General features: G+C 71.3%; 20 protein-coding genes. 8 read left to right on the top strand and 12 right to left on the bottom strand.

Annotated elements, in window-relative coordinates:
• The first annotated feature begins 5 nt into the window (after positions 1 to 5).
• Genes nuoL through nuoN form a run of 3 tightly spaced genes read left to right on the top strand, consistent with a single transcriptional unit; the run spans position 6 to position 5,142 of the window.
• Entirely contained in the window at positions 6 to 1,919 is a 1,914-nt protein-coding gene (gene nuoL, locus H295_RS0113830; RefSeq protein WP_028809335.1) for an NADH-quinone oxidoreductase subunit L, read from the top strand.
• A 5-nt stretch (positions 1,920 to 1,924) separates the two neighbouring features.
• Positions 1,925 to 3,496 carry an NADH-quinone oxidoreductase subunit M gene (locus tag H295_RS0113825; protein ID WP_020135931.1) on the top strand — a complete coding sequence of 524 codons (1,572 nt, stop codon included), beginning with the start codon at positions 1,925 to 1,927 and terminating at the stop codon, positions 3,494 to 3,496.
• Positions 3,493 to 5,142, top strand: a complete 1,650-nt coding sequence (gene nuoN / locus H295_RS0113820) for an NADH-quinone oxidoreductase subunit NuoN (protein ID WP_020135930.1) — start codon at positions 3,493 to 3,495, stop codon at positions 5,140 to 5,142. Before H295_RS0113825 ends, nuoN begins: the two co-directional genes overlap by 4 nt.
• Positions 5,143 to 5,244: 102 nt before the next feature.
• Here the strand turns inward: nuoN and H295_RS43215 are convergent, their stop codons facing one another.
• Positions 5,245 to 5,802 carry a hypothetical protein gene (locus H295_RS43215; protein WP_020135929.1) on the bottom strand — a complete coding sequence of 186 codons (558 nt, stop codon included), beginning with the start codon at positions 5,800 to 5,802 and terminating at the stop codon, positions 5,245 to 5,247.
• A 267-nt stretch (positions 5,803 to 6,069) separates the two neighbouring features.
• On the opposite strand from H295_RS43215, the gene recQ reads away from it, so the two are divergent.
• Positions 6,070 to 8,145 carry a DNA helicase RecQ gene (gene recQ, locus H295_RS0113810; protein ID WP_020135928.1) on the top strand — a complete coding sequence of 692 codons (2,076 nt, stop codon included), beginning with the start codon at positions 6,070 to 6,072 and terminating at the stop codon, positions 8,143 to 8,145.
• Positions 8,146 to 8,192: 47 nt separating this feature from the next.
• On the opposite strand, the gene H295_RS0113805 is transcribed toward recQ, so the two are convergent.
• Both H295_RS0113805 and H295_RS0113800 read right to left on the bottom strand, forming a co-directional pair.
• Positions 8,193 to 9,149: an alpha/beta hydrolase gene (locus H295_RS0113805; RefSeq protein WP_020135927.1), complete on the bottom strand. Its 957-nt coding sequence runs from the start codon at positions 9,147 to 9,149 to the stop codon at positions 8,193 to 8,195.
• 40 nt (positions 9,150 to 9,189) lie between these two features.
• Positions 9,190 to 9,507, bottom strand: coding sequence for a putative quinol monooxygenase (locus H295_RS0113800; protein WP_020135926.1), 318 nt, complete (start codon positions 9,505 to 9,507; stop codon positions 9,190 to 9,192).
• A gap of 149 nt (positions 9,508 to 9,656) precedes the next feature.
• On the opposite strand from H295_RS0113800, the gene H295_RS0113795 reads away from it, so the two are divergent.
• Complete coding sequence (locus H295_RS0113795; protein ID WP_020135925.1) at positions 9,657 to 10,562, top strand: AraC family transcriptional regulator; 906 nt, start codon at positions 9,657 to 9,659, stop codon at positions 10,560 to 10,562.
• Between the two features lie 168 nt (positions 10,563 to 10,730).
• Positions 10,731 to 11,480, top strand: coding sequence for an SDR family oxidoreductase (locus H295_RS0113790; RefSeq protein ID WP_020135924.1), 750 nt, complete (start codon positions 10,731 to 10,733; stop codon positions 11,478 to 11,480).
• Positions 11,481 to 11,522: 42 nt separating this feature from the next.
• Here H295_RS0113790 and H295_RS0113785 read toward each other — a convergent pair whose 3' ends face one another.
• From H295_RS0113785 to fahA, 8 genes are all read right to left on the bottom strand, one after another.
• Positions 11,523 to 14,291, bottom strand: coding sequence for a fumarate reductase/succinate dehydrogenase flavoprotein subunit (locus tag H295_RS0113785; RefSeq protein WP_020135923.1), 2,769 nt, complete (start codon positions 14,289 to 14,291; stop codon positions 11,523 to 11,525).
• 11 nt (positions 14,292 to 14,302) lie between these two features.
• Positions 14,303 to 15,082, bottom strand: a complete 780-nt coding sequence (locus H295_RS0113780) for an ABC transporter ATP-binding protein (RefSeq protein WP_020135922.1) — start codon at positions 15,080 to 15,082, stop codon at positions 14,303 to 14,305.
• The gene (locus tag H295_RS0113775) at positions 15,066 to 15,947 is read right to left on the bottom strand and encodes an ABC transporter permease (RefSeq protein ID WP_020135921.1); all 882 of its coding nucleotides are present in this window, start codon (positions 15,945 to 15,947) and stop codon (positions 15,066 to 15,068) included. Before H295_RS0113775 ends, H295_RS0113780 begins: the two co-directional genes overlap by 17 nt.
• Positions 15,944 to 17,281 (bottom strand): ABC transporter substrate-binding protein, encoded by a 1,338-nt coding sequence (locus H295_RS0113770; RefSeq protein ID WP_020135920.1) that lies wholly within the window; start codon positions 17,279 to 17,281, stop codon positions 15,944 to 15,946. The genes H295_RS0113775 and H295_RS0113770 overlap by 4 nt, the downstream gene beginning before the upstream one ends.
• A 16-nt stretch (positions 17,282 to 17,297) precedes the next feature.
• The gene (locus tag H295_RS0113765; RefSeq protein WP_018568287.1) at positions 17,298 to 17,525 is read right to left on the bottom strand and encodes a 4Fe-4S dicluster domain-containing protein; all 228 of its coding nucleotides are present in this window, start codon (positions 17,523 to 17,525) and stop codon (positions 17,298 to 17,300) included.
• Positions 17,526 to 17,556: 31 nt separating this feature from the next.
• Complete coding sequence (locus H295_RS0113760; RefSeq protein WP_020135919.1) at positions 17,557 to 18,342, bottom strand: GntR family transcriptional regulator; 786 nt, start codon at positions 18,340 to 18,342, stop codon at positions 17,557 to 17,559.
• A gap of 237 nt (positions 18,343 to 18,579) precedes the next feature.
• The gene (locus tag H295_RS0113755; RefSeq protein WP_020135918.1) at positions 18,580 to 19,521 is read right to left on the bottom strand and encodes a M56 family metallopeptidase; all 942 of its coding nucleotides are present in this window, start codon (positions 19,519 to 19,521) and stop codon (positions 18,580 to 18,582) included.
• A 209-nt stretch (positions 19,522 to 19,730) separates the two neighbouring features.
• Entirely contained in the window at positions 19,731 to 20,948 is a 1,218-nt protein-coding gene (fahA, locus tag H295_RS0113750; protein ID WP_020135917.1) for a fumarylacetoacetase, read from the bottom strand.
• 244 nt (positions 20,949 to 21,192) lie between these two features.
• Between fahA and H295_RS0113745 the strand changes: the two genes are divergently transcribed.
• Positions 21,193 to 22,431, top strand: a complete 1,239-nt coding sequence (locus H295_RS0113745; protein WP_020135916.1) for an ATP-grasp domain-containing protein — start codon at positions 21,193 to 21,195, stop codon at positions 22,429 to 22,431.
• A gap of 51 nt (positions 22,432 to 22,482) precedes the next feature.
• Complete coding sequence (locus tag H295_RS0113740; protein ID WP_028809333.1) at positions 22,483 to 23,685, top strand: FAD-dependent oxidoreductase; 1,203 nt, start codon at positions 22,483 to 22,485, stop codon at positions 23,683 to 23,685.
• Between the two features lie 22 nt (positions 23,686 to 23,707).
• On the opposite strand, the gene H295_RS0113735 is transcribed toward H295_RS0113740, so the two are convergent.
• Positions 23,708 to 26,539, bottom strand: a complete 2,832-nt coding sequence (locus H295_RS0113735) for a right-handed parallel beta-helix repeat-containing protein (protein WP_020135914.1) — start codon at positions 26,537 to 26,539, stop codon at positions 23,708 to 23,710.
• Between the last annotated feature and the right edge of the window lie 69 nt (positions 26,540 to 26,608).

Below are 26,608 nucleotides of genomic sequence, written 5' to 3'. Positions count from 1 at the left end.
GAATCGTGGAGAATTTGATCGCGCTGCTCATCGCGGCGCCCCTGCTCGGAGCGGCGGTCCTGCTCACCGGCGGCCGGCGGCTGGACGCCGTCGGCCACTGGATCGGCACCCTGCTCGCCGGCGCCTCCTTCGTCTTCGGTGCCATCCTCTTCGCCGACCTGCTCGGCAAGGACGCGGAGCACCGCACGCTCACCCAGCACCTGTGGACCTGGATCCCGGTCGAGGGCTTCCAGGCGGACGTCACCTTCCGCCTCGACCAGCTGTCCATGACGTTCGTGCTGCTGATCACCGGCGTCGGCTCCCTCATCCACCTGTACTCCATCGGGTACATGGAGCACGACGAGCGCCGCCGCCGCTTCTTCGGCTATCTGAACCTGTTCCTCGCGGCGATGCTCCTGCTCGTCCTCGCCGACAACTACCTCCTGCTGTACGTCGGCTGGGAGGGCGTCGGTCTCGCCTCCTACCTGCTGATCGGCTTCTGGCAGCACAAGCCCAGCGCGGCCACCGCGGCGAAGAAGGCCTTCCTGGTCAACCGCGTCGGCGACATGGGCCTGTCCATCGCGATCATGCTGATGTTCACGACCTTCGGCACCTTCGCCTTCGGCCCGGTCCTCGGCAGCCACGAGAAGCCCGGCCTCGTCACCGGCGCCTCCGAGGCCACGCTGACCGGCATCGCCCTGATGCTGCTGCTCGCGGCCTGCGGCAAGTCCGCCCAGGTGCCGCTGCAGTCCTGGCTCGGGGACGCGATGGAGGGCCCGACCCCGGTCTCGGCCCTCATCCACGCGGCGACCATGGTGACCGCGGGCGTCTACCTCATCGTCCGCTCCGCCAACATCTTCAACCTCGCCCCGGACGCCCAACTGGTCGTCACCATCGTCGGCGCGGTCACGCTCCTGTTCGGTGCGATCGTCGGTTGCGCCAAGGACGACATCAAGAAGGCGCTGGCCGGCTCGACCATGTCGCAGATCGGCTACATGGTGCTGGCCGCGGGACTCGGCCCCATCGGCTACGTCTTCGCGATCATGCACCTGGTGACGCACGGTTTCTTCAAGGCCGGGCTCTTCCTCGGCGCCGGCTCGGTCATGCACGGCATGAACGACGAGGTCGACATGCGGAAGTACGGCGGCCTCAGGAAGTACATGCCGATCACCTTCGTGACGTTCGGCCTCGGCTATCTGGCCATCATCGGCTTTCCGGGTCTGTCCGGCTTCTTCTCCAAGGACAAGATCATCGAGGCGGCCTTCGCCAAGGGCGGCACCGAGGGCTGGATCCTCGGCGCCTGCGCCCTGCTGGGCGCGGCCATCACCGCCTTCTACATGACGCGCGTGATGCTGATGACGTTCTTCGGCGAGAAGCGCTGGCAGCCGGATGCCGAGGGCCACGAGCCGCACCCGCACGAGTCCCCCAAGTCCATGACGATCCCGATGATCGTGCTGGCCTTCGGATCGGTCTTCGCGGGCGGCTTCTTCAGCATCGGCGACCGCTTCCTGCACTGGCTGGAGCCCGTCACCGGGCACAGCCACGGAGACGCGCCGATCAGCGCGGCCACCGTCACCGCGGCCACGGTCACCGTGATGGTCGTCGGTGTCGCCATCGCCTGGCTCCAGTACGGCAGGCGCCCGGTCCCGGTCGTCGCCCCGCGCGGGTCCCTGCTCACCCGGGCCGCCCGGCGCGACCTGCTCCAGGACGACTTCAACCACGTCGTCCTGGTCCGCGGCGGCGAACACCTCACGCGGTCCCTGGTCTACGTCGACCACACCCTGGTCGACGGAGTCGTCAACGGCACGGCGGCCTCGGTCGGCGGCCTCTCCGGGCGCATGCGCAAGCTCCAGAACGGCTTCGCGCGGTCGTACGCGGTCTCGATGTTCGGCGGTGCGGCCATCCTCGTCGCCGCGACCCTGCTGATGAGGGCGGTCTGATACCGATGTCCTTTCCTCTGCTGACAGCGACGGCGGTGCTCCCGGCGGTCGGAGCCATCGCCACGGCCGCCGTGCCGGCCGCGCGACGCACCGCCGCCAAGTGGCTGGCGCTGCTCGTCTCGCTAGCCACCCTCGCCCTCGCGATCACCGTCCTGGTCCGCTTCGACCCGGACGGCGCCCGCTACCAGCTCACCGAATCCCACGCCTGGATCGCGGACTTCGGGGTCCGCTACGAACTCGGCGTGGACGGCATCGGGGTCGCGCTGCTCGCGCTGACCGCGCTGCTGATCCCGTTCATCATCCTGGCGGGCTGGCACGACGCCGACCCGCTGGAGACCGGAAGCAAGCGGTGGCGGCCGACGCAGGGCTTCTTCGCCCTGATCCTGGCCGTCGAGGCGATGGTGATCATCTCCTTCGAGGCCACCGACGTCTTCCTCTTCTACATCTTCTTCGAAGCCATGCTGATCCCGATGTACTTCCTCATCGGCGGCTTCGGGGACCGCGCCCACGCGGGCACCGACGAGAACGCGGCGGCCCAACGCTCGTACGCCGCCGTGAAGTTCCTCCTCTACAACCTCGTAGGCGGCCTGATCATGCTGGCCGCGGTGATCGGCCTCTACGTGGTCGCCGGGAACTTCAGCCTCCAGGAGATCGCCGAAGCGCGCGCCAACGGCACGCTCGACATGGCGACCAACACCGAACGCTGGCTGTTCCTCGGGTTCTTCTTCGCCTTCGCGGTGAAGGCGCCCCTGTGGCCGCTGCACACCTGGCTGCCCAACGCGATGGGGGAGGCCACCGCCCCGGTCGCCGTCCTCATCACCGCGGTCGTCGACAAGGTGGGCACCTTCGCGATGCTCCGCTTCTGCCTCCAGCTCTTCCCGGAGGCCAGCAAGTGGGCCACGCCCGCGATCCTCGTCCTCGCCCTGATCAGCATCGTCTACGGGGCGCTGCTCGCGGTCGGCCAGCGGGACATCAAGCGCCTGGTAGCGTACGCGTCGATCTCCCACTTCGGCTTCATCATCATGGGCATCTTCGCGATGACCAGCCAGGGCCAGTCCGGCGCCACGCTCTACATGGTCAACCACGGGATCTCGACGGCCGCGCTGATGCTGGTGGCCGGGTTCCTGATCTCGCGGCGCGGCTCACGGCTCATCGCCGACTACGGCGGTGTCCAGAAGGTCGCCCCGGTGCTCGCCGGCACCTTCCTGATCGGCGGCCTCGCCACCCTCTCGCTGCCCGGGCTCGCGCCCTTCGTCAGTGAGTTCCTGGTCCTGGTCGGCACCTTCGAGCGCTACCCGGTGATCGGCATCATCGCCACCTTCGGCATCGTGCTCGCCGCGCTCTACACCCTCGTCCTCTACCAGCGGACGATGACGGGCCCGGTGAAGCCGGAGGTCTCCGCCATGCCCGACCTGCGCCTGCGCGAGGTCGCGGTGGTCGCCCCCCTGGTCGTCCTGCTGATCTTCCTGGGCGTCTACCCGAAGCCGGTCACCGACATCGTGAACCCGGCGGTGAAGTCGACCATGTCCGACGTACACAAGAAGGACCCCAAGCCTGCGGTGGAGGCGGCCAAGTGAGCGCAGTAGCCGTCCACAGCCTGTGGACAACCGCGGCCGACCCGATCTCCAAGATCGACGCGCCGAAGATCGAATACGGGCAGTTGTCGCCCACCCTGATCGTCCTGGGCGCGGCGATCATCGGAGTGCTGGTCGAGGCCTTCGTCCCGCGCAAGTCCCGTTACTACGCCCAGCTGTTCGTGTCCGTCGTAGCCCTGTGCGCCGCCTTCGCGGCGGTCGTCGCACTCGCCGCCGACGGATACGCCACCACCAAGGCCGGAATCGCCGCCATGGGCGCGATCGCCGTCGACGGACCGGCCCTGTTCCTCCAGGGCACGATCCTGCTGGCGGGCCTCGTCGGCCTGTTCACCTTCGCCGAACGGCGCCTCGACCCCGAGACGCACGGCAACAGGGTCGACTCCTTCGCCGCCCAGGCCGCGTCCGTGCCGGGCAGCGACAGCGAGAAGTCCGCCGTCAAGGCCGGGTTCACCACCACCGAGGTGTTCCCGCTGCTGCTCTTCGCCATCGCCGGCATGCTGATCTTCCCGGCCGCCAGCGACCTGCTGACCCTGTTCGTGGCCCTGGAGGTCTTCTCCCTCCCGCTGTACCTGCTCTGCGCCCTGGCCCGCCGCAAGCGGCTCATGTCGCAGGAGGCCGCGGTCAAGTACTTCCTGCTCGGCGCGTTCGCCTCCGCGTTCACCCTCTTCGGCATCGCCCTGCTCTACGGCTACGCGGGCTCGGTGTCCTACGGCACCATCGCGCGGGTCGTCGACGGCACGGTCGCCACCGTGGACCCGGCACTCGCCGACACCATGGGCAACGACGCGCTGCTGCTGATCGGCGCCGCGATGATCGTCATGGGCCTGCTCTTCAAGGTCGGCGCCGTCCCGTTCCACATGTGGACCCCGGACGTCTACCAGGGCGCGCCCACCCCGGTCACCGGGTTCATGGCGGCGGCGACCAAGGTGGCCGCCTTCGGCGCGCTGCTCAGGATCCTCTACGTCGTGCTGCCGGGCCTGCGCTGGGACTGGCGGCCCGTCATGTGGGCCGTCGCGATCGTTACCATGCTCGGCGGTGCCATCGTCGCGATCACCCAGACCGACATCAAGCGGCTGTTGGCGTACTCGTCGATCGCGCACGCCGGGTTCATCCTCGCGGGTGTCATCGCGACCACGCCGGACGGGGTGTCGTCCGTCCTCTTCTACCTGGCCGCGTACTCCTTCGTGACCATCGGCGCCTTCGCGGTCGTCACCCTGGTCCGCGACGCGGGCGGTGAGGCCACCCACCTGTCCAAGTGGGCGGGCCTGGGCCGGCGGTCCCCGCTGGTGGCGGCCGTGTTCGCGGTGTTCCTGCTGGCCTTCGCCGGCATCCCGCTGACCAGCGGCTTCGCCGGGAAGTTCGCCGTGTTCAAGGCGGCGGCCGAGGGCGGCGCGGCCCCGCTGGTCGTCGTCGGTGTGATCTCGTCCGCGATCGCCGCGTTCTTCTACATCCGCGTGATCGTGCTGATGTTCTTCAGCGAACCCCGGCCGGAGGGACCGACGGTCGCCGTGCCGTCACCCCTGACGATGACGGCGATCGCGGTCGGCGTCGCGGTCACGCTCGTCCTCGGTGTGGCACCGCAGTACTTCCTGGACCTGGCCAACCAGGCGGGAGTGTTCGTGCGCTGACCGCAGGCGTCGACCGGCGGCATCGATCGACGGCGCCGACCGACGGTGTTCTCACACAAAGGGCCCGGCTCCCGCCAAGGGAGCCGGGCCCTTTGCGCGCGCTCAGGTGACCAGCGCCGTCCAGTCGATGCCGGCCAGCAAGTCCGGCTCGGGAGCCGTGCTCGGGGCCGACGCGGGAGCACACGTCACATCGGGATCCGTCGGCTTGAAGAGCCCGCTGGGGTTCGTCCGGTAGATCCAGGCGTGCAGGGTGTAACTGGAACCCACGCCGGGCACATCGGCCGGTCCCTGGAACTCCTGGCCGAACAGCGTCGGCCTGGTGACCCCGGACCCCGCCGGCACGATCCACTCCACCCCCAGCAGCCGGCGCCCGTGCGGACCGTCGTCGTACAGAAGCGCCGCGGGCCGCTCGGGGTCGGTCTCCCCGACGTTGTCCGCGTTGACGTAGTGGTAGCCCATGCCCGGCACGCAGGACATGGGCACGAAGCCGTCGGCGACGGCGAGGGGTGCGTAGCCGTACGCGCCGGTGGCCGTGTACGTGGGGGTCAGGTCCGTCCAGACCGTCGGGGCCGGGTCGGCCGCCTGGGCCGGGACTGCGGAGAGCGAGAAGGCCGCGGCGGCCGCAAGGGTGAGGGCTGCCTTCAGGGGCCGAGGGGCCATGAGGTTCTCCTTGAACGCGTGAGCAGTACGGGACGGGAGACACGCACACGCGGGACACACCGTCGGCCGGGAGGGACGGACCGCACCGGCCCGCCCCAGCAGCATCTCCTCGCCTCGAACGAGTGCGCCATGTGACAGCGGCCGATCGAATGACCGGGGCCGTCACAAGGTCACCGCCGGGCCGGCCTGTGGATAACCCCGGCGGTGTCGGTGCGGACCCCTATCGTGGAAGCAGTGGTCGAGGGACGACGTACGGGGGACGGGACTATGGGCGCGACACGCGCGATGGGCGGGATCAGCGAGATGCCAGGGATCACCGGGACACCGGCCGGCAGTGACAGCGAGGCACTGGCCACGCTCCACCGGGTCTTCGGATACGACGCCTTCCGCGGCGAACAGGAAGAGATCATCGAGCACGTGGTCGCCGGCGGGGACGCCGTCGTCCTCATGCCGACCGGCGGCGGCAAATCGCTCTGCTACCAGATCCCCTCCCTGGTCAGACCCGGCACAGGCATCGTCGTCTCACCGCTCATCGCCCTGATGCAGGACCAGGTCGACGCCCTCAGGGCGCTCGGCGTGCGCGCCGGGTTCATGAACTCCACACAGGACTTCGACGAGCGGCGCGTGGTCGAGGCCGAGTTCCTCGCCGGCGAACTCGACCTGCTCTACCTGGCACCGGAGCGACTGCGCCTCGACGCCACCCAGGACCTCCTCTCCCGCGGCAAGATCGCCGTCTTCGCCATCGACGAGGCCCACTGCGTCTCCCAGTGGGGCCACGACTTCCGGCCCGACTACCTGATGCTGTCGGTGCTCGGCGAACGCTGGCCCGACGTCCCCCGGATCGCCCTCACCGCGACAGCCACCCGGGCCACGCACGAGGAGATCACCCAGCGACTGAACATGCCGACGGCCCGGCACTTCGTGGCCAGCTTCGACCGGCCCAACATCCAGTACCGGATCGTGCCCAAGGCCGACCCCAAGAAGCAGCTGCTGGCCTTCCTCCGGGAAGAGCACGCGGGCGACGCGGGCATCGTGTACTGCCTCTCCCGCAAGTCGGTGGAGGCCACCGCCGAGTTCCTCTCCCGCAACGGCATCGAGGCGGTCCCCTACCACGCGGGCCTCGACGCGGGCACCCGCGCCGCCCACCAGTCCCGCTTCCTGCGCGAGGACGGCCTGGTGGTGGTGGCGACCATCGCCTTCGGCATGGGCATCGACAAGCCGGACGTCCGTTTCGTCGCCCACCTCGACCTGCCCAAGTCCGTGGAGGGCTACTACCAGGAGACCGGCCGTGCCGGCCGTGACGGCCTCGCCTCCACCGCCTGGATGGCCTACGGCCTCAACGACGTCATACAGCAGCGCAAGATGATCGAGACCAGCGAGGGCGACGAGGCGTTCCGGCGCCGGGCCGCCGCCCACCTGGAGTCCATGCTCGCGCTGTGCGAGACCTCCCAGTGCCGACGCGGTCAGCTCCTCAACTACTTCGGCCAGGAGCCCGAGCCGACGGGCTGCGGCAACTGCGACACCTGCCTGACCCCGCCCGAGACCTGGGACGGCACGGTCGCCGCCCAGAAGGTGCTGTCCACCGTCGTGCGGCTCCAGCGGGAGCGAGGGCAGAAGTTCGGCGCGGTGCAGATCGTCGACATCCTGCTCGGCAAACGCACCGGCAAAGTCATCCAGTTCGACCACGACCAGCTGTCCGTGTTCGGCATCGGCGAGGAACTCACCGAGGGCGAATGGCGGGGCGTCGTCCGGCAGTTGCTCGCCCAGGGGCTCCTCGCGGTCGAGGGGGACTACGGCACGCTGGTGCTGACCGAGGCCAGCGGCACGGTGCTGCGGCGCGAGCGGGAGGTGCCGCTGCGCAAGGAACCGAAGAAGCCCGCGACCGCCAGGACGAACTCCTCGTCCGGGCGGGGCAGGGCCAAGGCCGCGGTGGCCGAACTGCCCGAGGCGCTGGTCCCGGCGTTCGAGGCGCTGCGGGCCTGGCGCGCCGAACAGGCACGGGAGCAGGGCGTCCCGGCGTACGTCATCTTCCACGACGCCACGCTCAGGGAGATCGTCACGGCGTGGCCCACGTCCGTGACACAGCTCGGCTCCGTCGGCGGGGTCGGCGAGAAGAAGCTCGCGACGTACGGGGAGGGCGTGATCGAGGTCCTCGCCGGACTGGCCGACGGCGGGACGGCAACCGACGGGACGGCAGCCGGTGTGGCGGCAACCGGTGGGGCGGCCGACGCCGGGCTCGCTTCGCCGGCAACGGGCCGGGCCGCGGACCCGGACCAGGACCCGGGAGCCGACCACTGGCCCGAGATGGACGCGGACGCGGAGCCCGAGGACGACTGGATGTAGCTCGGACACAGCTCGGGGCTGTGCATGATGCGGCCCCCTTCCCGGTCTCATCCACGCAGGACCCGGGCGAGCCACTCGGTGCGGGTTCGGCGGGCGGTGGCCGAGAGGTGTGCCTGTGGGTACAGGGCGTCGAATCCGTGGAAGCCGCCTGCCCAGACGTGGAGTTCGGCCTGGCCGCCGGCCGCCCAGATGCGGGTGGCGTAGTCGGTGTCCTCGTCGCGGAAGACCTCGGCGGAGCCGGTGTCGATGTAGGTGGTCGGCAGGCCCGCGAGGTCGTCGGCCAGGGCGGGGGAGACGTACGCGGGTATCTCGTCGTCGGTGAGGTCGCCGAGGAGACAGCGCCAGCCGAATCCGTTCATCTCGCGGGTCCAGACGCCGGGCCCGTTCGAGTACTGGAGGCTGGACGTGGTGGTGTTGCGGTGGTCGAGCATGGGGCCGATCAGGACTTGGGAGGCGATCGCCGGGGTGCCGAGGTCGCGGGCCAGCAGGGTGACTCCGGCGGCGAGGCCGCCGCCCGCGCTGGCGCCCGCGACGATGATCCGGGCGGGGTCGATGCCCAGTTCGGCGGCGTGGTCGGCGATCCAGAGCAGGCCCTGGTAGCAGTCCTGGACGGGGATGGTGCCGGTGGACTCGGGCGCGAGCCGGTAGTCGACGGAGACCACCACGGCACCGAACTCGTCGAGCCACTCCAGCGGGATGTCGATCTGCGAGAAGCGGTCGCCCATGACCATCCCGCCGCCGTGCATCCAGTAGACGCAGGGTGCGGCGGCGGTGCGATCGCTGTTGGCGGGGCTGAAGACGGACAAGGGGATCGGGGTGCCGTCCGGACCCGCGACGGTGACCTCGCGCCGGTCGATGGCGCGGCCTTCGAGGAGGGGTTCGACGGGCGTCGAGGAGAAGGGGCGTACCTGGGCCAGCACTTCCGGGCTGAGCCGGGACATCAGCGGCATGCCGGCCAGGAGTTCCTGCAGTTCGGGGTCGAGGGAGGGGCGTGCTGTGGTCATGGTCGTGGCCTCTCGTGGGTGGTGGCGGGACGGTCGGGCGTCAGAGGGCGGATCTGCCGCGGACCGGGACGTGGTCGGTGTACTCGGAGTCCTTGGCGAGCAGCGGGCCGATCTGCGCCACGATGGCCTGGGCGGTCTCGCCGGCGAAGACGCGGTGGTGGTCCTCCTCGCTGGTCCAGCCTTCGGCGACGTGGACGACATCCGGGTCGGACGCGGAACGGGAGACGAGGTAGAGCAGGCAGTACTCGCTCGCGCCGGGGCTGCCCTCGTCGAGTCCGGTCAGCAGCAGGTCGACGAGCTCGTCGCCCCTACCGGGCCTGGCGGTCAGGGTGGCGGCGAAGCCGTAGCCAGCAGTCATGGATTTCTCCTCTTGCTCTTCGGTGGTGGAGTGTGGTGATTCCATTCAAGTCCGTTGAGCTGGGGAAACGTTAGACAGATGCTCCGGAGTACTTGCACGATCCTCGCTATTTTGGGGATCGCAGTGCGGAATGGTGCTGCAATGGACGCATGTACCTCGAGGAACTCCGCACCCTGCTGGCCCGCCATGCGCGGCCCGACTGGACCACCGCCGTCGACGGTGTCCTCATCTCGAAGGTCGACCGCCCGGATCCGCCGGCGCCTTCGATGTCCGGCACGCTGCTGGCGGTCATCGCGCAAGGCGCCAAACGCCTCGCCCTGGGCGAGAGGGTGTTCGAGTACGGGCCCGGGCAGTACCTGGTCGCATCCGTCGATCTGCCGGTCACGGGGCAGTTCACCCAGGCCGACCCCGAGCAGCCGGCGCTGGGATTCGGTCTCGTCCTGGAACCGTCCGCCGTCGCCGAGCTGTTGCTCGAGGCCGGGCCCGGTACCGCCCCCCGGGGCAGCGGAAGCGCTCCGTCGGGGATCGCCGTCAGTGACGCTCCGGCCGCGCTGCTGGACGCGGTGGTCCGCCTGTTGCGCCTGCTCGACGAGCCCCGCGACCGGGCCGTACTCGCCCCGCTGGTCAAGCGCGAGATCCTGTGGCGTCTGATCACCGGTGAGCAGGGTGCGACGGTTCGCCAGCTCGGCCTGGCCGACAGCAGCCTCAGCCACATCTCGCGGGCCGTGCGCTGGATCCGCGAGCACTACGCGCAGCCCTTCCGGGTCGAGGACGTGGCGCGGCAGTCCGGCATGGGCGTCTCCGCCTTCTACCGCAACTTCCAGGCGGTGACCGCGATGAGCCCCATCCAGTTCCAGAAGCAGATCCGACTCCAGGAGGCCAGGCTGCTGCTCGCCACCCACCCCGGAGACGTCACCGGAGTGGGCCAGCGCGTCGGCTACGACAACCCATCGCAGTTCAGCCGGGAGTACCGCCGCCAGTTCGGCGCACCCCCGAGCCAGGACGCCGCCCGCCTGCGTCAGGCCGTGCGAGCGCCTGCCGCGCTCCTGCCCTGAGCCGGATGTGCTTCTGGAGGATCGTGCAAGGAGTAGCGAGGATAGTTCTATCATCTCCGCAGTTCAGAGCGATCCAATGGGATTACCGGTTCTCGACCGGTTCTCCCGGGAGGCAGGAAGATGCCTGCCCGCCCGGAGGATCCCACCACCTCGCCAAAGGGGCACACCATGAAGACCGTTCTGATCACCGGCACCTCGTCCGGGTACGGGCGGGAGACCGCCCTCCACTTCCACGCGCGGGGGTGGAACGTCGTCGCCACGATGCGGACGCCGCGTCCGGGCGTCCTTCCCGAGTCGGACCGGCTCCGTGTCCTCGAGCTCGACGTGACCAGGCCCGAGAGCATCAAGGCCGCGTTCGAGGCCGCGGGCCCCGTCGACGCCCTGGTCAACAACGCGGGCGTGCCCTCGATGGGCGTGTTCGAGGGCACCCCCATGGCCCGGGTGCGGGAGGTCTTCGAGACCAACACGTTCGGCGTGATGGCGATGACGCAGGCGGTGCTGCCCCAGTTCCGCGAGCGTGGCTCCGGCGTGGTGGTCAACGTGACCTCGAGCGTGGTGCTGGGACACATGCCGCTCACGGCCGTCTACAAGGCGAGCAAGATGGCCGTCGAGGGGTTCACCGCATCCCTCGCGCTCGAACTCGCGCCGTTCGGGGTGCGGGCGAAGACCGTCGAGCCGGGCGCCTGCCTGACGACGAACTTCGCGGCCAACGCGGCGAAGGGCGGCTCGCCGGCCGAGTTGGTCCCGGCGCCCTACGCACCATGGGCGAAGAAGACCATGGGCGACTTCATGGGCCAGGACCAGTTCACCAAGGAGAGCGACGTCGCCGAGACGGTGTGGCGAGCCGTGCACGACACGACCGGCCAGCTGCGATTCCCCGCCGGCGCCGACGCGGTCGCGCTCTCCCAGGCGAAGTGATCGGCGCCGGCCTCAATGCCGTCACAACCGGCCTCGCCACCGTCACAAGGCGCGTGCGGCGTACGCCCTGACGTCCGCGTCCGGGTCCGCCGTCACCGTGGCCAGGGCCGCCCGGGCGTCCTCGGCGGCCGAGTGGCGGGTCAGCGCCAGGACGGCGGCCTTGCGGACATCCGCGTTGGGGTCGGCCAGGGCCTTGGCGAGGGCGGGGACGGCCACCTCCGGGCCGGCGGCGGAAAGGGCCGTCGCGGCACCCGAGCGGACCTGCCAGGCGGCGTCCGACAGGGCGGTGACGGCACGGGCGGCGAGCAGCGGAGGGCAGCCTGTGGTGCCCAGCGCTCCGTAGGCGGCCCCCTGGACCAGGACGTCGGCGTCCTCGGTGAGCCGGGTCAGGGCGTCCAGGACGGCGTCCAGCGGGCGTTGGGCCCACACCGTCGCCAGCGCCTTGGCGAACGTCACCCGGACCTCGCGGGACGGGTCGGCGGTGGCGGCGCGAGCCAGTTCCGTCGCCGCGTCCACCGAGACCAGGGCGCGGACGGCCTCGATGCGGACGGGGATGTCCGCGTCGGTCAGGGCCCCGGCGAAGAGTTCCGTGTCACCGAGGCGCAGGGCGCGCAGCACATCCAGGGAGGCGGTGCGGACCACGGGGTCCGGTTCGGCCAGGGCGGCGGCGAGGCCGTCGCGCAGGGCGGGTTCGGGCGGCAGCGTCTCGACGAGCTCACGCAGGGACGCGGCCGCGGCGGCGCGGACCTCGGGCGCGGGGTCGCGCAGTGCCTCGGCGAGGGCGGGGCCGGTGCCCGGCGGCAGCGTCTCGGTCAACACGGCGACGGCCTCGCGCCGGACGGCGGGCGCCGGGTCGGTCAAGTAGGGCCGCAGCGCGGCGAGTTCGGGCTGTTCCTCGGCGAGGGCGACGAGTTCGAGGAGGCGGGCGGGGGAGTTCACCACTTCCGCCGCCACCTCCACCGCAGCTTCTACAGCCCCCGCCACCCCGGCCTCCACAGCCACCGCCACCGGCGCCCGATCCCGGCCCCCTGCCGTGGCCACCTGCTCCGGGTGCACCTCGCCGATGTGCCGGGAGGGGCCGCCGACCGGGGTGAACTCGTCGATCGGGACCAGGTAGGGGGCCACCGGACGGGCCGTGAACTCCATCGCGCCGGAGGGGGACTTGTGCAGGTCGAGATGGTGGAACCAGGAGTCGTCGTCGCGTCGGGGGTGGTCGAGGCGGTCGTGGTAGAGGCCCCAGCGGGACTCCGTGCGGGCCAGCGAGGCACGCGCGGCCATCTCCGCGCAGTCGCGGATGAAGGTGACCTCGGCGCAGCGCATCAGCTCGTGCGGGGTGTGCGCGCCCATCGCGGCGATGTCGTCCCGCATCCGCTCGAAGTGCTCAAGTGCCAGGGACAGACGGGCGCCGGACTTCGGCGGGGCCACGTAGTCGTTCACGAAACGGCGCAGCTTGTACTCGACCTGGGGCTGGGGCGGGCCGTCCGGGTTGCGCAGCGGGCGGTAGATCAGTTCGTGCGCCGCGCGGAGCTGGTCGGTCGGCAACTCCCCTTCGTACGGGGTGTACTGGGAGGCGTCGGCGCCCGCGAGGTCGCCGAAGACGAACGCGCCGATCATGTAGTTGTGGGGGACGCAGGCGAGGTCGCCGGCGGCGTAGAGGCGGGGGACGGTCGTACGGGCGTGGTCGTCGACCCGTACGCCGGAGGCCGAGTGGCCGCCGCAGAGGCCGATCTCGGAGATGTGCATCTCGATGTCGTGGGTGCGGTAGTCGTGGCCGCGGCCTTCGTGGAAGGTGCCGCGGGTGGGCCGCTCGGTGGAGTGCAGGATCGACTCCAGGGACGCGATCGACTCCTCGGGCAGGTGGCTCAGCTTCAGGTACACCGGGCCCCGGTCGGAGGCGACCTCCGCCGCGAACTCGGCCATCATCTGGCCGGACCAGTAGTCGGAGTCGACGAAGCGTTCGCCGTGCCGGTTGACCTGGTAGCCGCCGAAGGGGTTGGCGACGTAGGCGCAGGCGGGGCCGTTGTAGTCCTTGATCAGCGGGTTGATCTGGAAGCACTCGATGCCGGTGAGCTCGGCGCCCGCGTGGTAGGCCATGGCGTAGCCGTCGCCGGCGTTGGTCGGGTTCTCGTACGTGCCGTACAGGTAGCCGGAGGCGGGCAGGCCCAGGCGTCCGCAGGCGCCGGTGGCGAGGATGACCGCGCCCGCGCGGACCGTGACGAAGGCGCCCGTGCGCGTGTTGAAGCCGACCGCACCCACGGCCCGCCCTTCCGCGGTGAGCACCCGTACCGGCATCACCCGGTTCTCGATGCGGATCCGCTCCCGCATCTCGCGTCGCCGCAGCTGCCGGTACAGGACCTTCTTGACGTCCTTTCCCTCGGGCATCGGCAGGACGTAGGAGCCGGAGCGGTGGACCTGGCGGACCGCGTAGTCGCCGTGTTCGTCCTTCTCGAACTTCACGCCGTACGACTCGAGGCGCTGCACCATGCCGAAGCCGCGGGTGGCGGTCTGGCGGACGGTGGACTGGTCGACGATGCCGTCGTTGGCGCGGGTGATCTCGGCGACGTAGTCGTCGGGTTCGGCGCGGCCGGGGATGACCGCGTTGTTGACGCCGTCCATGCCCATGGCGAGGGCGCCGGAGTGCCGGACGTGGGCCTTCTCGAGGAGCAGGACGTCCGCGCCGTGCTCGGCGGCGGTCAGGGCAGCCATGGTGCCGGCGGTGCCGCCGCCGATGACGAGGACGTCGCAGCGGATCTCCTCGGCGTCGGTCAGGGCGGGGATCTCCAGCGGGATGTTCAAGGAGGCGGTGGTCACCGGGGGGCCTTTCAGGTACCGAGCGAGGTTCCGAGAGAGGACAGGACGTCGCGCCGCAGTGCCAGGCGCGCGGGATCGTCGTGCGCCGACCGGTCACGGGGGCGCGGGACGTCGCGTACGGCGGTGAGGCGGCCGCCGCCGAGGAGGGCGACGCGGTCGCCGAGGAAGAGGGCCTCGTCGACGTCGTGGGTGACGAAGACGACGGTGGCGCCGGTGCCCTGGAGGACCTCGACCAGCAGGTCCTGCATGCCGGCGCGGGTCTGGGCGTCGAGGGCGCCGAAGGGTTCGTCCATGAGGACGGCCCGGGGCGCTCCGGCGAGGGCGCGGGCCAGCTGGGCGCGCTGGCGTTGCCCGCCGGAGACGCGGTGGGGCAACTGCCGGGCCTGGTCGGTGAGTCCGACCCGGGCCAGCCAGGACTCGGCTTGTGCGCGGCGCTCAGTGCGCGACAGGCCCTTGATGGCCAGAGGGAGTTCGACGTTGGCGCGCAGGGTGCGCCAGGGCAGCAGGGCGTCATCCTGGAAGACCAGCGCGCGGTCGGCCGAGGGGCGGGTCAAGGGGCGCGAGTCCTGGGTGACCTGGCCTGAGAGGGGAGCCAGGAGGCCGGCCAGGGTGCGCAGCAGGGTCGACTTGCCGCAGCCGGAGGGCCCGACGACGGTGAGGATCTCGCCGGGGGCCACATCGAGTTCCACGGCGTCGAGCACGGGTGCGTCGGGTCGTCCCAGGGTGGTGCCGCGCAGGGCCAGTGCCGCACCGGTGCGGGAGCGGGCACGCAGGTCAGACGAGCTGGTCATGGGGGATGCCCTCCTTGGCCCTGGGGCTGACCGGCATGGCGGCCCGGGTGTCGCGTGTCCGCCGGGGGGTGCGCCCGCCGGCGGACGACGTCCTCGGCAGCCACCGTGTCAGGCGGCGCCCCAGCAGCTCCACCGCGGTGGAGGTGAGCCAGCCGAGGACGCCGATGGTGACCATGCCGACGAAGACGCCCGCGTAGTTGACGACGGTGTAGTCCTGCCAGGTGCGGTAGCCGACGCCGTACTGGCCGGAGATCATCTCGGCGGAGATCACACAGATCCAGGAGACGCCGATGCCGACGGACAGGCCGCCGAAGATGCCGGGCAGGGCACCCGGCAGGACGACCGAGGCGAGGATCCGCCACCGGCCGCCGCCCATGGTCAGCACCGCCTCCTCCCACACCGGGGTCAGCGCGCGGACCGCGTGCCGGGTGGAGACCAGGACGGGGAAGAAGGCGGCGGTGCAGGTGATGAAGACGATGCCCTGCTCGTTGGAGGGGAACAGGAGGATCGCGACCGGGACGAGGGCGATCGCGGGGACCGGCCGGATCACCTCCAGGACCGGGCCGAGCAGGTCCTCGGCGAGGCGGGAGCGGGCCACGAGCACGCCGGTGGCCACGCCGAGCACCGCGGCGAGGAGGAACCCGGTGAGGATGCGGGTCAGGCTGTCGGTGAGGTCGGTCCAGTAGTCCGGGCCGGACAGCCGGTCGGCGAAGGCGCTCGCCACATCGGTGACCGTGGGGAACTGCGAGAAACGCAGCCACAGGTCGACGTCCAGGCTGGTCAGCAGCTGCCACACGCCGAGGGCGACCGCCAGCGAGGCCGCCCTGAGCGCGTACCGGCCGGCTTTCGGCAGGGGCCGGCTCACGACGCCCGCTCCAGTGCGTCGGCGTACGTGACGACCCGGGCACCGCCGTGCGAGGAGACGTAGGCCCGCGCGGTCTCCGGGGCGACGAAGGGCAGCAGCCGGTCGCCGTCGGCCACCCAGACCGCCTTGTCGGCGAACCAGAGGGTGCCGGTGGTGGCGTCGGGGACGTAGGCGGCGCGGATGCCGTCCTTGTGTGCGGAGACGTACGTCAGCAGCTCGGCCGGTGTCTTGAAGGTCCGGGTCTCGGAGGAGCCCTTGGGCCAGACCTCGCTCGCGGAGGCGGGCGGAGCGGCGGCGAGGCGCTTCGCGTACCCGGACCCGAGGGCCTTCCTGACGTACCTGTCGTCGACGAAGGAGTCCACGTCGATGTCGCCGGTGAGCTTGGCGGCCTTCAGCACCGAGACGTCCTGCTTGAGGGCGGAGACCAGCTGGGGTTTGACGGCCGGGTCGAAGGTGGAGATGCCGTGGGCGCCGTTGTAGAGGTAGACGACCTCGGGGGGCAGGCCGGTGGCCTCGGCGACCGACTCGGCGGCGGCGACCGGGTGCCGGTTGAGGTAGTCGGTGGCCTCGGCCTGGGCCTTGAGGAACGCCTCCAGGACCGCGGGGCGCTGCTCGGCGAAGTCCTCGCGGGCGGTGACGCCGTGGAAGGTGGGCAGGTTCAGCTCGGCACCGTCGTACAGCGCCTTCGCCTTGCCCTGGTAGGTGAGGAGTCCGGGCCAGGCGACGAACTGGGAGAGCGCGTCGGTGCTGCCCGCCGACAGGGCCGAAGCACCCACCGCGGGCTGCTGGTTGAGCTTCTCGACGCCCTTGTCGGGGTCGATGCCGGCCCGCTGGAGGGCGCGTACGAGGGTGCCGTCGGCGGCGGAGCCGACGCTGGTGGAGACCTTCCTGCCCCTGAGGTCGGCGAGGGAGGCGAGCTTCGAGTCCGGGGCGGTGACGATGGTGTTGAGGCCGCCGCGGAGGTTGTAGCCGGTGACGGAGACCAGGTGGGTCGGCTTGCCGAGCTGCTTGCCGCGGGCCGCGTTGATGAGCAGCGGGAAGTCGCCCATCGAGCCGATGTCGATCTTCCCCGCGGTCATCTGGGCGGTGATGGGGGCGCCGGTGGCGTAGTCCTGCCAGTCGACCTTGTAGGTCTTGCCGTCGTGCAGCGCGTCGAGCTCCTTCTCGAAGTAGCCGAGGGAGCGCAGCAGGGTGCCGGCGGTGACGGTGTTGATGGTCTTGGACTGGTAGCCGACGGTGACGGTGACCGTGGAGCTGTCTCCGGCCTGGGCGCTGCCGCAGGCGGTCAGGGGCGCGAGCAGCAGGAGGCCGGCGACGACTGGTTTGATCTTCATGGGAGTTCGGGACCTCTCACCGGAGCAGATAGGGCATGTTGACCGTGACGGCTCCGGTGGGACAGCGGGCCGCGCACGGGCCGCAGTACCAGCACTCGTCGACGTGCATGTAGGCCTTGCCGCTGCTGGTGTCGATGGCGAGGGAGTCCAGCGGGCACATGTCCACGCAGAGCGTGCAGCCGTCGATGCACTTCGACTCGTCGATGGTCACGGGCACGTCGGCCCGCTGGGGCGCCAAGGGCATGGCTGTCTCCAGGAAACGGCTCGGAAAGAGGTCAGAGGGAGCGGCGCAGTTGGCCGCTCATGGTGATGCGGTCGCCGCGGAAGCGGATGAACTCCAGGTCGACGGGGCGGCCGTCGGCGAGGTGGGTGAGGCGCTCCAGCATCAGGACGGCCGCGCCGCGCGGGGCCTCCAGTACGGCGGCGGAGTGGGCGTCGGCGTTGACGGCCTCCAGGGTGATCTCGGCGTGGCCGAGGCCCTGGCCGGTGATCGTCTCCAGGAGGCGGAAGACATCGGTGTTCTCGAGGTCGGCGCCGAGCAGGGCGGTGCCGATGTCGAGGGGGATGTAGGTGAGGTCGAGGGAGAGGGGCAGGCCGTTCAGCCGGCGCAGCCGCTCGATGCAGAGGACGTCGGTGCCGGGCGGGACTTGGAGGCGCTGGGCCACCGGGTGCGGGGCGGGGGCGGGGCCCATGGTGCGGACCTCGTTGGTGACCGTGCCGTGCTCGTGGAGGGTTTCCGCGAGGCCCATCAGACGGTCCAGGCCGTGGGGGTACTTCTGGCCGACGACGACGGTGCCGACACCGGGGTGGCGGGCGACGAGTCCTTCCGCGCGGAGCAGGTCCAGGGCTTGGCGGACCGTGTTGCGGGAGGCGCGGTAGTCGGTGGCGAGGACGCTCTCGTGGGGGAGGGTGCCGCTGTCGAATCCCCCGGTGAGGATCTGGTGACGCAGCAGATCGGCGAGCTGCCGCGCCTGATCCGCACGCAGCCGGCGCCGGGCCCGGGCGGCGACGGTGGTCGCACCCTGGCCGGCGTGGTCCCGGACACGGTCGGTGGATGGCATGGCTGGAACCATACCGAGCAGGTAGGAAAAGGAGTGTTGCCGCATTGTTGCGCCACCTGACGGGCCAACGGATACGCGCCTGACCTGCGATGACGACCGCTGTGCGGCGAGATGTGCCACCTGATGGTGAAGACGAAGGGGGACGTCACCCACCCAGGGGCGCGGGGCTGTATCGATTTGCGGCTCCGCCGCGCGGGCGCGACAAGCCCCCACCGGCCCGCAGCCGACAAACAACCCTTACGCCAGCGCAGACAACCCAGGCCCAAAAACGATCAGCAACGGCAACAACGGCACCAGCGCAGCCGTCGCAGACGTAAGCGCCCGCTGCCGCCGCAACAACCTCGGCGGCGGCTCCAGCAACCGGTCCACCCGCTCACCCAGCAACCGGTGACTGGACGCACACGACAGCACCCCCCGGTGCTGGTTCAGCGTGATCAGCGCGAGCGCCGTCGTCAGATGCCCGCACCGCCGCGACGCGGTGTCGTCCGCCGCCAGCTCCACCAACCGGTGCGTCTGGTCGCAGAAGTGGGCGAACAGCGGCACCCGCGGGAACCCCGTGGCCAGTGCCGTCGACAGATGCAGCAGCCAGTCGTGACGGGCCCGCGCGTGCCCCCGCTCATGGGTGAGGACGGCGTCCAGCTGATGGTCGGTGAGCCGGTGCAGCGCCCCCGTGGTGACGATCAGCTGCGGCGGGCTCCCCGGCATCCACCACGCGTCCGGGTACTCGTCCTCCAGGACCAGCAGCGGCCCGCGCTCCAGCGTCCCGAGCCCCGCGGGCAGATCCGGTGCGCGCTCCCGCAGTTGCGCCCGCGCGGCGCCCCGGCGGCGCCGGGTCTCGACCAGCTCGCGGGCCAGCATCGCCGTGGTCCAGGCCGCTCCCGCCGCCAGCAGCAGGGTCGAGACGACCGCCCAGACCGGCGCGGCCGAGAGGTCGTACGCCGCGGTCACGGCGGGCGGTGCGGGGGCGAACACATGGTCGCGGACCGTGTGGAAGACGGCCGCCGCCCCGAGGACCAGCGCGGCGAGGCAGCACAGCAGCACGGTGGCGACCAGGCACTGCCACACCCACAGGCCGACCACCGGTTCCCGTTCGGGCCAGGCGGCCCGGGTGAGTGCGCGCGGGACCGGCACGGCGGCCGCCAGGGCGACGGCGCTCAGCAGGAGCAGGCAGAGTGTCATGCCACGGGCTCCGGATCCTGATCGGAGACAGGGGAGGGTGGGGCTGGGTGACGAGGTGCTGCGGGGGCGGTCGCGACGCGTCCCACGCGGACCCCCGCGGCCAGTATGCCGTGAGGAGGCCGCCCGCGGCAGGACTCGAACAGTCCCAACGGCCCCGGACGCACCTTTCCGGCACCCCGGCACCCTCCCGCCCCCGCACCCCCCTCACCTCACCGGTCGCCCGGCACCACCCGTCCCACCACGTCACCCAGGCCCACCCGGGCCCCGCCCGGGCCGGGTGCCCATGCCGACAGCGTCACCACGTCCCCGTCCTCCAGGAACGTCCGCTTGCCGTCCGGGAGTTCCAGCACGTCCCGGCCGTTCCAGGTCAGCTCCAGCAGGGAACCCCGCTCGTCCACCGCGGGCCCGCTCACCGTCCCGGAGCCGTACAGGTCGCCGGTGCGCAGCGACGCCCCGTTCACCGTCATGTGCGCCAGCTGCTGGGCGGCGGTCCAGTACATGGAGGCGAACGGCGGCCGGGACACCTCGTGGCCGTTGATCGCGACGGACATCCGCAGGTCGTAGCCGCCCGGCTCGACCTCGGGGACCGTGTCGTCCAGATAGGGCAGCAGGGCGTGCGTGCGCTCCGGCGGCGCCACCCGCGCCTCCTCCAGCGCGTCCAGCGGGGTGATCCACGCGGACACCGAGGTGGCGAAGGACTTGCCGAGGAACGGGCCGAGGGGGACGTACTCCCAGGCCTGGACGTCCCGCGCCGACCAGTCGTTGAGCAGGCACAGCCCGAAGACGTGCTCACGGAAGTCACCGAGCCCCACCGGCCGGCCCAGTGCGGACGGGACGCCGACCACGAAGCCGACCTCCGCCTCGATGTCGAGCTTCACCGACGGCCCGAAGACGGGAGCGGCGTCGGCGGGAGCCTTCCGCTGGCCCGAGGGCCGTACGACATCCGTGCCCGACACCACCACCGTGCCCGAGCGGCCGTGGTAACCGATCGGCAGATGCTTCCAGTTGGGGGTCAGGGCCTCCCCGTCGGGGCGGAAGATCTGCCCGACGTTCCGGGCGTGGTTCTCGGAGGCGTAGAAGTCGACGTAGTCCGCCACCTCGAACGGCAGATGCAGTTCGACCGAGGACAGCGGGCGCAGGAAGTCCGCGACCACCTCCTGGTGGGCCGGCACCGTCACCCACGCCGTCAGCGCCCGCCGCACGTCCGACCAGGCGGTGCGGCCGGCCGCGAGCAGCGGGCCCAGGGTGGGCCGGGCCAGCAGGTCGGCGTACGGGGAGCCCAGCGCGCCGGCCGCCGCGCCCGCGTCCAGGACGTGGTCGCCGAGCCGTACGCCGACGGTCCGTGGCGAGGACGGGGTGGAGAAGACGCCGTAGGGGAGGTTGTGGGGGCCGAAGGGGTCACCCTCGGGAACATCGAAGGGGGGCATGGGGTGCTGCCTCACTCTCGAACAGGCGGTGCCGGTGGTCGCGCCACACGTTACGGCCGAGCCACTGTTGGCGGGAGTGTCTGAAGGGTTGGCGATGTGGCCAAAGAGTTGGCAATGTCCCGTTAAGGCACGGTCGGAGTGGACCATTCCGGCTTAGCGTCCTTTGCGAGACACGGACGGGATGGGTGGGATCGCGTCCGTCGGGGGGACGCGTGGGGGGACCGTGGCCAGGAGTTCGAGCAGTGTGCCCTTCGAGGCCGACACCGACGTACCGGCCTTGATCGTCAAGTTCGGCGACTACCCGCTGCACCACGGCGGGGTGGGCGCCATCCGCAGTCTGGGCCGCCTCGGCGTGCCCATGTACGCCGTCACCGAGGACCGCTGGACACCCGCGGCCGCCTCCCGGTACCTCACCCGCGCCTTCGTCTGGCCGACGACCGGCACCGAGGACCCGGGGCGGCTGGTCGAGGGACTGATCCGGATCGGCCGCCGCATCGGCCGCCCCGCCGTCCTCGTGCCGACCGACGAGGAGGCCGCGGTCCTGATCGCCGAGCACCGCCGGGACCTCGGCGGCCGCTTCCTCTTCCCCGGCGTGGAACCCGGCCTGCCGCGCCGGCTTGCCAGCAAACAGGGCCTGCACGAACTGTGCGTGGAGCACGGCATCGCCAGTCCCGAGACCGCCTTCCCGCAGTCGTACGACGACATCGTGGCCTTCGCCGAGAAGGCCCGCTTCCCCGTGGTGGCCAAGAACCGCGAGGCGTTCGTACGGCGCAGGCGGCCCGCGGTGGGCGGCACCACCCGCATCGCCACCCGTGAAGGGCTGCTCGCCCTCGCCCGTGACTGGGGCGAGCGGCCCGGGGTGATCCTCCAGGAGTACCTGCCCCGGGAGGACGCCGAGGACTGGATCGTGCACGCCTACTTCGACGCCAACTCCGCCCCGCTGGCCCTGTTCACCGGCGTCAAGGTGCGCTCCTGGCCGCCGCACGCGGGCATGACGGCCAACGCCTATGTCGTCGACAACCCCGAACTCGCGGACCTCGCCGCGCGTTTCGTCAAACAGCTCGGCTACACCGGCATCATCGACCTCGACCTGCGCTTCGACCGGCGCGACGGCCAGTACAAACTCCTCGACTTCAACCCCCGCATGGGCGCCCAGTTCCGGCTCTTCGAGAGCGAGTCGGGAGTGGACGTCGTACGCGCCATGCACCTGGACCTGACCGGGCGGGCCGTCCCGGAGGGCGAACAGCGGGCCGGGCACCGCTATGTCGTGGAGAACATCGACCTGCCCGCCCTGCTCGCCTACCGCCGCAGCGGCTATACGACCCCGCACGCGCCGAAGCGGCCCAGCGGGACCGAACTGGCTTGGCTCGCGGGTGACGACCCGCTGCCGTTCCTCACCATGCTCGGCCGCTTCGTACGGCCGGGCGCCAAGCACCTCTACCAGCTGTGGCGCACCAACCGCCGCGGCGGCCTGACCAGTTGACCAGCCGTACCACCACGAAGTGACGAAGTGAACGTCCTGGGGAGGGACTTCGTGATCCATCCGGTAGCAGTCATCGGCGCCGGGCCCTTCGGCCTGTCCACCGCGGCCCATCTGCGGGCACGCGGCATACCCGTGCGCGTCTTCGGCGACCCCATGGTCAGCTGGCGCGACCACATGCCCGCGGGCATGCTCCTCAAGTCCACCCCGGCCGCCTCCAGCCTGGACGCGCCCCAGCCCGGACACACCCTCGCCGACTACTGCGACGCGGCGGGGATCCCGCGCCTGGTCACGGACGAGGACATCATCCCCGTGGAGACCTTCGTCGCCTACGGCCAGTGGTTCCAGCAGCAGCTGGTACCCGAACTGGAGCAGGTGCGGGTGGTCTCCGTGGACCGCAGCGAACAGGGCGGCTTCCAGCTCAAGCTCGACTCCGGGGAGTCCTTCACCGCACGGGCCGTCGTCGTCGCCACCGGCCTGTCGGGCCTGTCCCACCTGCCCCCGGAACTGGCCGCCGCTGTCCCCGACGGCCCCGCCCCCACCGCCCCCGTCTCGCACAGCTCCCAGCACCACGACCTCACCCGGTACGCGGGCAGGGAGCTGATCGTCGTCGGCGCCGGCCAGTCCGCCCTGGAGACCGCCGCCCTCGCCGCGGAGGCCGGCGCGCAGGTCAGGGTGGTCGCCCGCGGACACGGCCGGGTGGCCTTCGGGGCACCCCCGTGGCGGCAGCCGAAGCTGCGCCCCGAGTCGCCGTTCGGCCGCGCCTGGTCGCTGTGGGCCCTGACCTACTACCCGCACCCCTACCGCCTGCTCCCCGAGAGCACCCGCCACTACCTGGTGCGCCGGGTCCTCGGCCCGCTCGGCGCGTGGTGGCTGCGCGACCGCTTCGAGGGCAAGGTCCAGGTCACCGAGGTGGACCGGATCGTCACCGCGGACGGGACCGAGGGCCGACCGGTGCTGGAGGTCCTCGACCGCACCGGCCGCAAGAACCGCCTCGCGGCCGACCACGTCATCGCGGCCACCGGCTACCGCGTCGACATCGCCGCGATGGACTTCCTCGGCCACGAACTGCGCACCGAACTGGCGGTCAGCCGCGGTACGCCCCGGCTCGGCGCCGGCTACGTCTCCTCCGTACCGGGCCTGTACTTCACCGGCCTCCCGGCAGCGGCCTCCTACGGCCCGGTGATGCGCTTCGTCTGCGGCACGGAGTTCGCCTCACCGCGGTTGGCGGGGCATCTGGCGGCGCATCACGGGTAGGTCCTGCCCGCTGCTCACGGCATCACTGGGCCACGTACGCGCCGTACTGGTCGGCGAGGACGTTCACCGCGGTGGAGCCGCCGTTGTAGAGGTCGACGTATCCGTCCGACCCGACCGGGGGCAGGATCTCGTTCGGTGTCGTGCGTCCGGTGCCGTAGTCCAGGCTCGCCGTGCCCGGCCGGGGGGTGCCGTCGGCCCAGGCGGTCAGGTAGCCGCCTGCGGCGGGGCTGACGGCGGTCAGCACCAGGTCGGCGGCCGTGGTGCCGGACGACGGGATGCCGTGGACGCCGCTGACCTTGAGCCTCAGCGTCTGGTGCGCCCCGAGCTTGGCGACCCGTCCGCCGGTGCCGGTGCCGTTGCGGGTGTCGAGGATCCGGGTGGGCGTGGACGACAGGTAGACCGAGCCGGTGCCGGTGGTGTCGGCGTAGCCGAAGACGTCGGTGACCATCTGCACGGAGCCGCTGCTGCTGTTGTGCAGCACGACCTTGCCGTCGACGAGCGGCACCACGGTCAGGTTCGACACCGTCTGCCCCTTGGCCCAGTACGACGTGGTGACGGCCGAGTCCGCCATGCCGTGCGAGGTCACGCCGAGCGACCCGGAGGCCTGGGCGCTCGTCGTCTGGACGTCGAGGACGACGGCCGCCGCGTCCGCCGGGATGCCGTGGGTCCCGGCGACGGCGACGGTGATCGACTTCCCGGACGCCACCGGACCGGTGACGCCGCCCGTGCCGTTGCGGGTGTCGAGCACCCGGACGGGGGCGACGGGTGTGTAGGAGTGCCCGAACTGGGCGTGGCTGAAGATCCCGGCGGTGACGACCTTCACGCTGACGGAGGCCGCACTGCCGTTGTAGAGGTACACGTCCCCGGAGGAGTCCGTCCTGACCGTCATGCCGTTCTCGGTGGTCTGGTGCGCGGCGAAGTTCACAGCGGAGACGGACGGCCGTGTCGTGCCGTACGGATAGAGGGTCAGATAGCCGCCCGCGCTGCCGCCGGTGGCCGTGACCCTCAACGCCGCGGCGTCGACGCCGTTCGTGTCGGTGTGCAGGGTGCTGCTGTCGAGGGTGAGGAGGCCGTGCGCCTTGACGGTGCCCTGGTAGTCGTATTCCGGTGGCGTCAGCGGCGTGTAGGAGTCGGCCGGCCGGAAGGTGGTGGTGGCCGTGGCGGTGCGCCCGAAGATGTCGGTCTGCGTCAGCGTCACCGTGTAGGTGCGGAGCGGGACGTCGTCGTAGTCGTGCCCCGCGGCCCCCGCGGTGACGGGCACGCTGTAGGTGCCGGAGTCGCCCCAGGAGACCGTGCGGGAGGCGAGCTCCCAGTTGTCCGAGTGGTCGAACGTGAGGACGGCGCTTCCCGCGTCCACGGTGCCCTGGCCGAGGTCCGCGTGCACGGCCGCGGACGTGGCCGGGGGCGTCGCCGTACCGACGGTGACCTTCGCCGTCCGGCTCGCGCTGGACCCGTTGGCGTCGGTGACAGTGACCTTCTCGGCGTGGACGCCGGGGGTGGTGTACGTGTGCGTGACGGTCCCCGAGGCGTCCGTGACGGCGGGGCTGCCGTCGCCGAAGTCCACCGTGTACGTCTGCGGCAGACCCCAGGAGCCGGGCCGCGCGCTGCCCGGTGTCACCGACACGGTGAGCGGGCCGATGCCGCTGGCCGACGTCGGGCCGCTGGGCAGGGGGAACGTGTCCTGTCGCTCGAAGGCGCCGCGGTCGTACGTCGTACGGGTGCCGGTGCCGGTGTCCGTGACGAGGGGGTCGTCGACCCGGGGCGCGCCGTGCACGTCGGTGGCGAGTTCGCCCGGCGCGTCGGCGTCGGCCGAGTCGATCACCGGCGAGTTCTCGTCCGTGGCGTCCGGATAGGCGTAGCCGACGTGGTCGAGGTCGTGGGCGCCCTGGCCGGTGGCCGCGGTGAAGGCGGCGACCGTGGGGTACGCGGTGCCGCCCCAGGAGTACTCGGTCCGGCCGCTGTCGACCGCGAGGGCGTTGTAGTCGGCGGTCACGGAGGCCGCCGAGTCGGCGGCGACGGAGAACGCGGGGGCCGTCGGGGCGGGACAGACGACGCTCTGCCCGAAGCCCGTGAAGACGTTGTTCTCCACGGTCGCGGAGGAGCCGCCGTCGATGGTGAGGCCCGGGCCGCACGCGTCGTCGAGCGTGTTGCCCGTCACCTCCGCGGTCGCGGTGCCGCTGACCGCGACCTCGGCATACCGGCTGGTCACGAGCTCATTGGTCGTCACGGTGACGTCGTGCGCGCCGGACGCGACCTGGACGGCGTTCCCGGAGCTGTCGAAGATCTGGTTGCGGGAGACGGTGACGCCTGAGGAGGCGCCGTCGACGGAGACCCCGTCGGTCAACGCGGCCGCGCCCGGGGAGGCCTGATCGGCGATGTACAGACGGTCGAGCAGCACGTTCTGCGAGCCCTTGACGTCGACGGCGTCGGTCGAGGTGTGGTCCAGGAGAAGGTAGGACAGGTGCACGTCGTGCACGCCCGACAGGGTGATCGTTCCGTCCAGGTTCGGCGGCAGGACCAGGTTGGCCGAGGTGTTGACGGGGTCGGTGGAGACGCCCTGGAAGGTGATCGGCGCGGAGGGAGTGCCGGACCGGGTGAGCGTCACCTTCCCGCCGTGGAACGGAGCGCCGACGATGTCGACGGTCTGACCCGGCATCACCACGTCGGCGGCGGCCTGCACCGAGCAGAACGGCACGTCCTGCGTGCCCGGGCCGGTGTCGCTGCACCAGTCGACGCCCTGCACGTACAGCGTCCCGGGCTGCCCGGTGTCCGCCGTGGCGGCCGGCGCCCCGGCCAGGGCGCTCACGACGACCAGCGTGCTCGCGGCCAGGGCGACGAAGCGTGACGAGCCCACGGTTCCCCCAATGGATCAGATGTTCTGGCGCGCAGTCTGGCACCGGCATCACAAAGAGGGGGTCTTGCG

Source organism: Streptomyces sp. 351MFTsu5.1 (assembly GCF_000383655.1).
Classification (GTDB): Bacteria; Actinomycetota; Actinomycetes; order Streptomycetales; family Streptomycetaceae; genus Streptomyces; species Streptomyces griseorubiginosus.
Note: the sequence above shows the minus strand (reverse complement) of the source record. Positions and strands in the feature narration are given on the sequence as shown.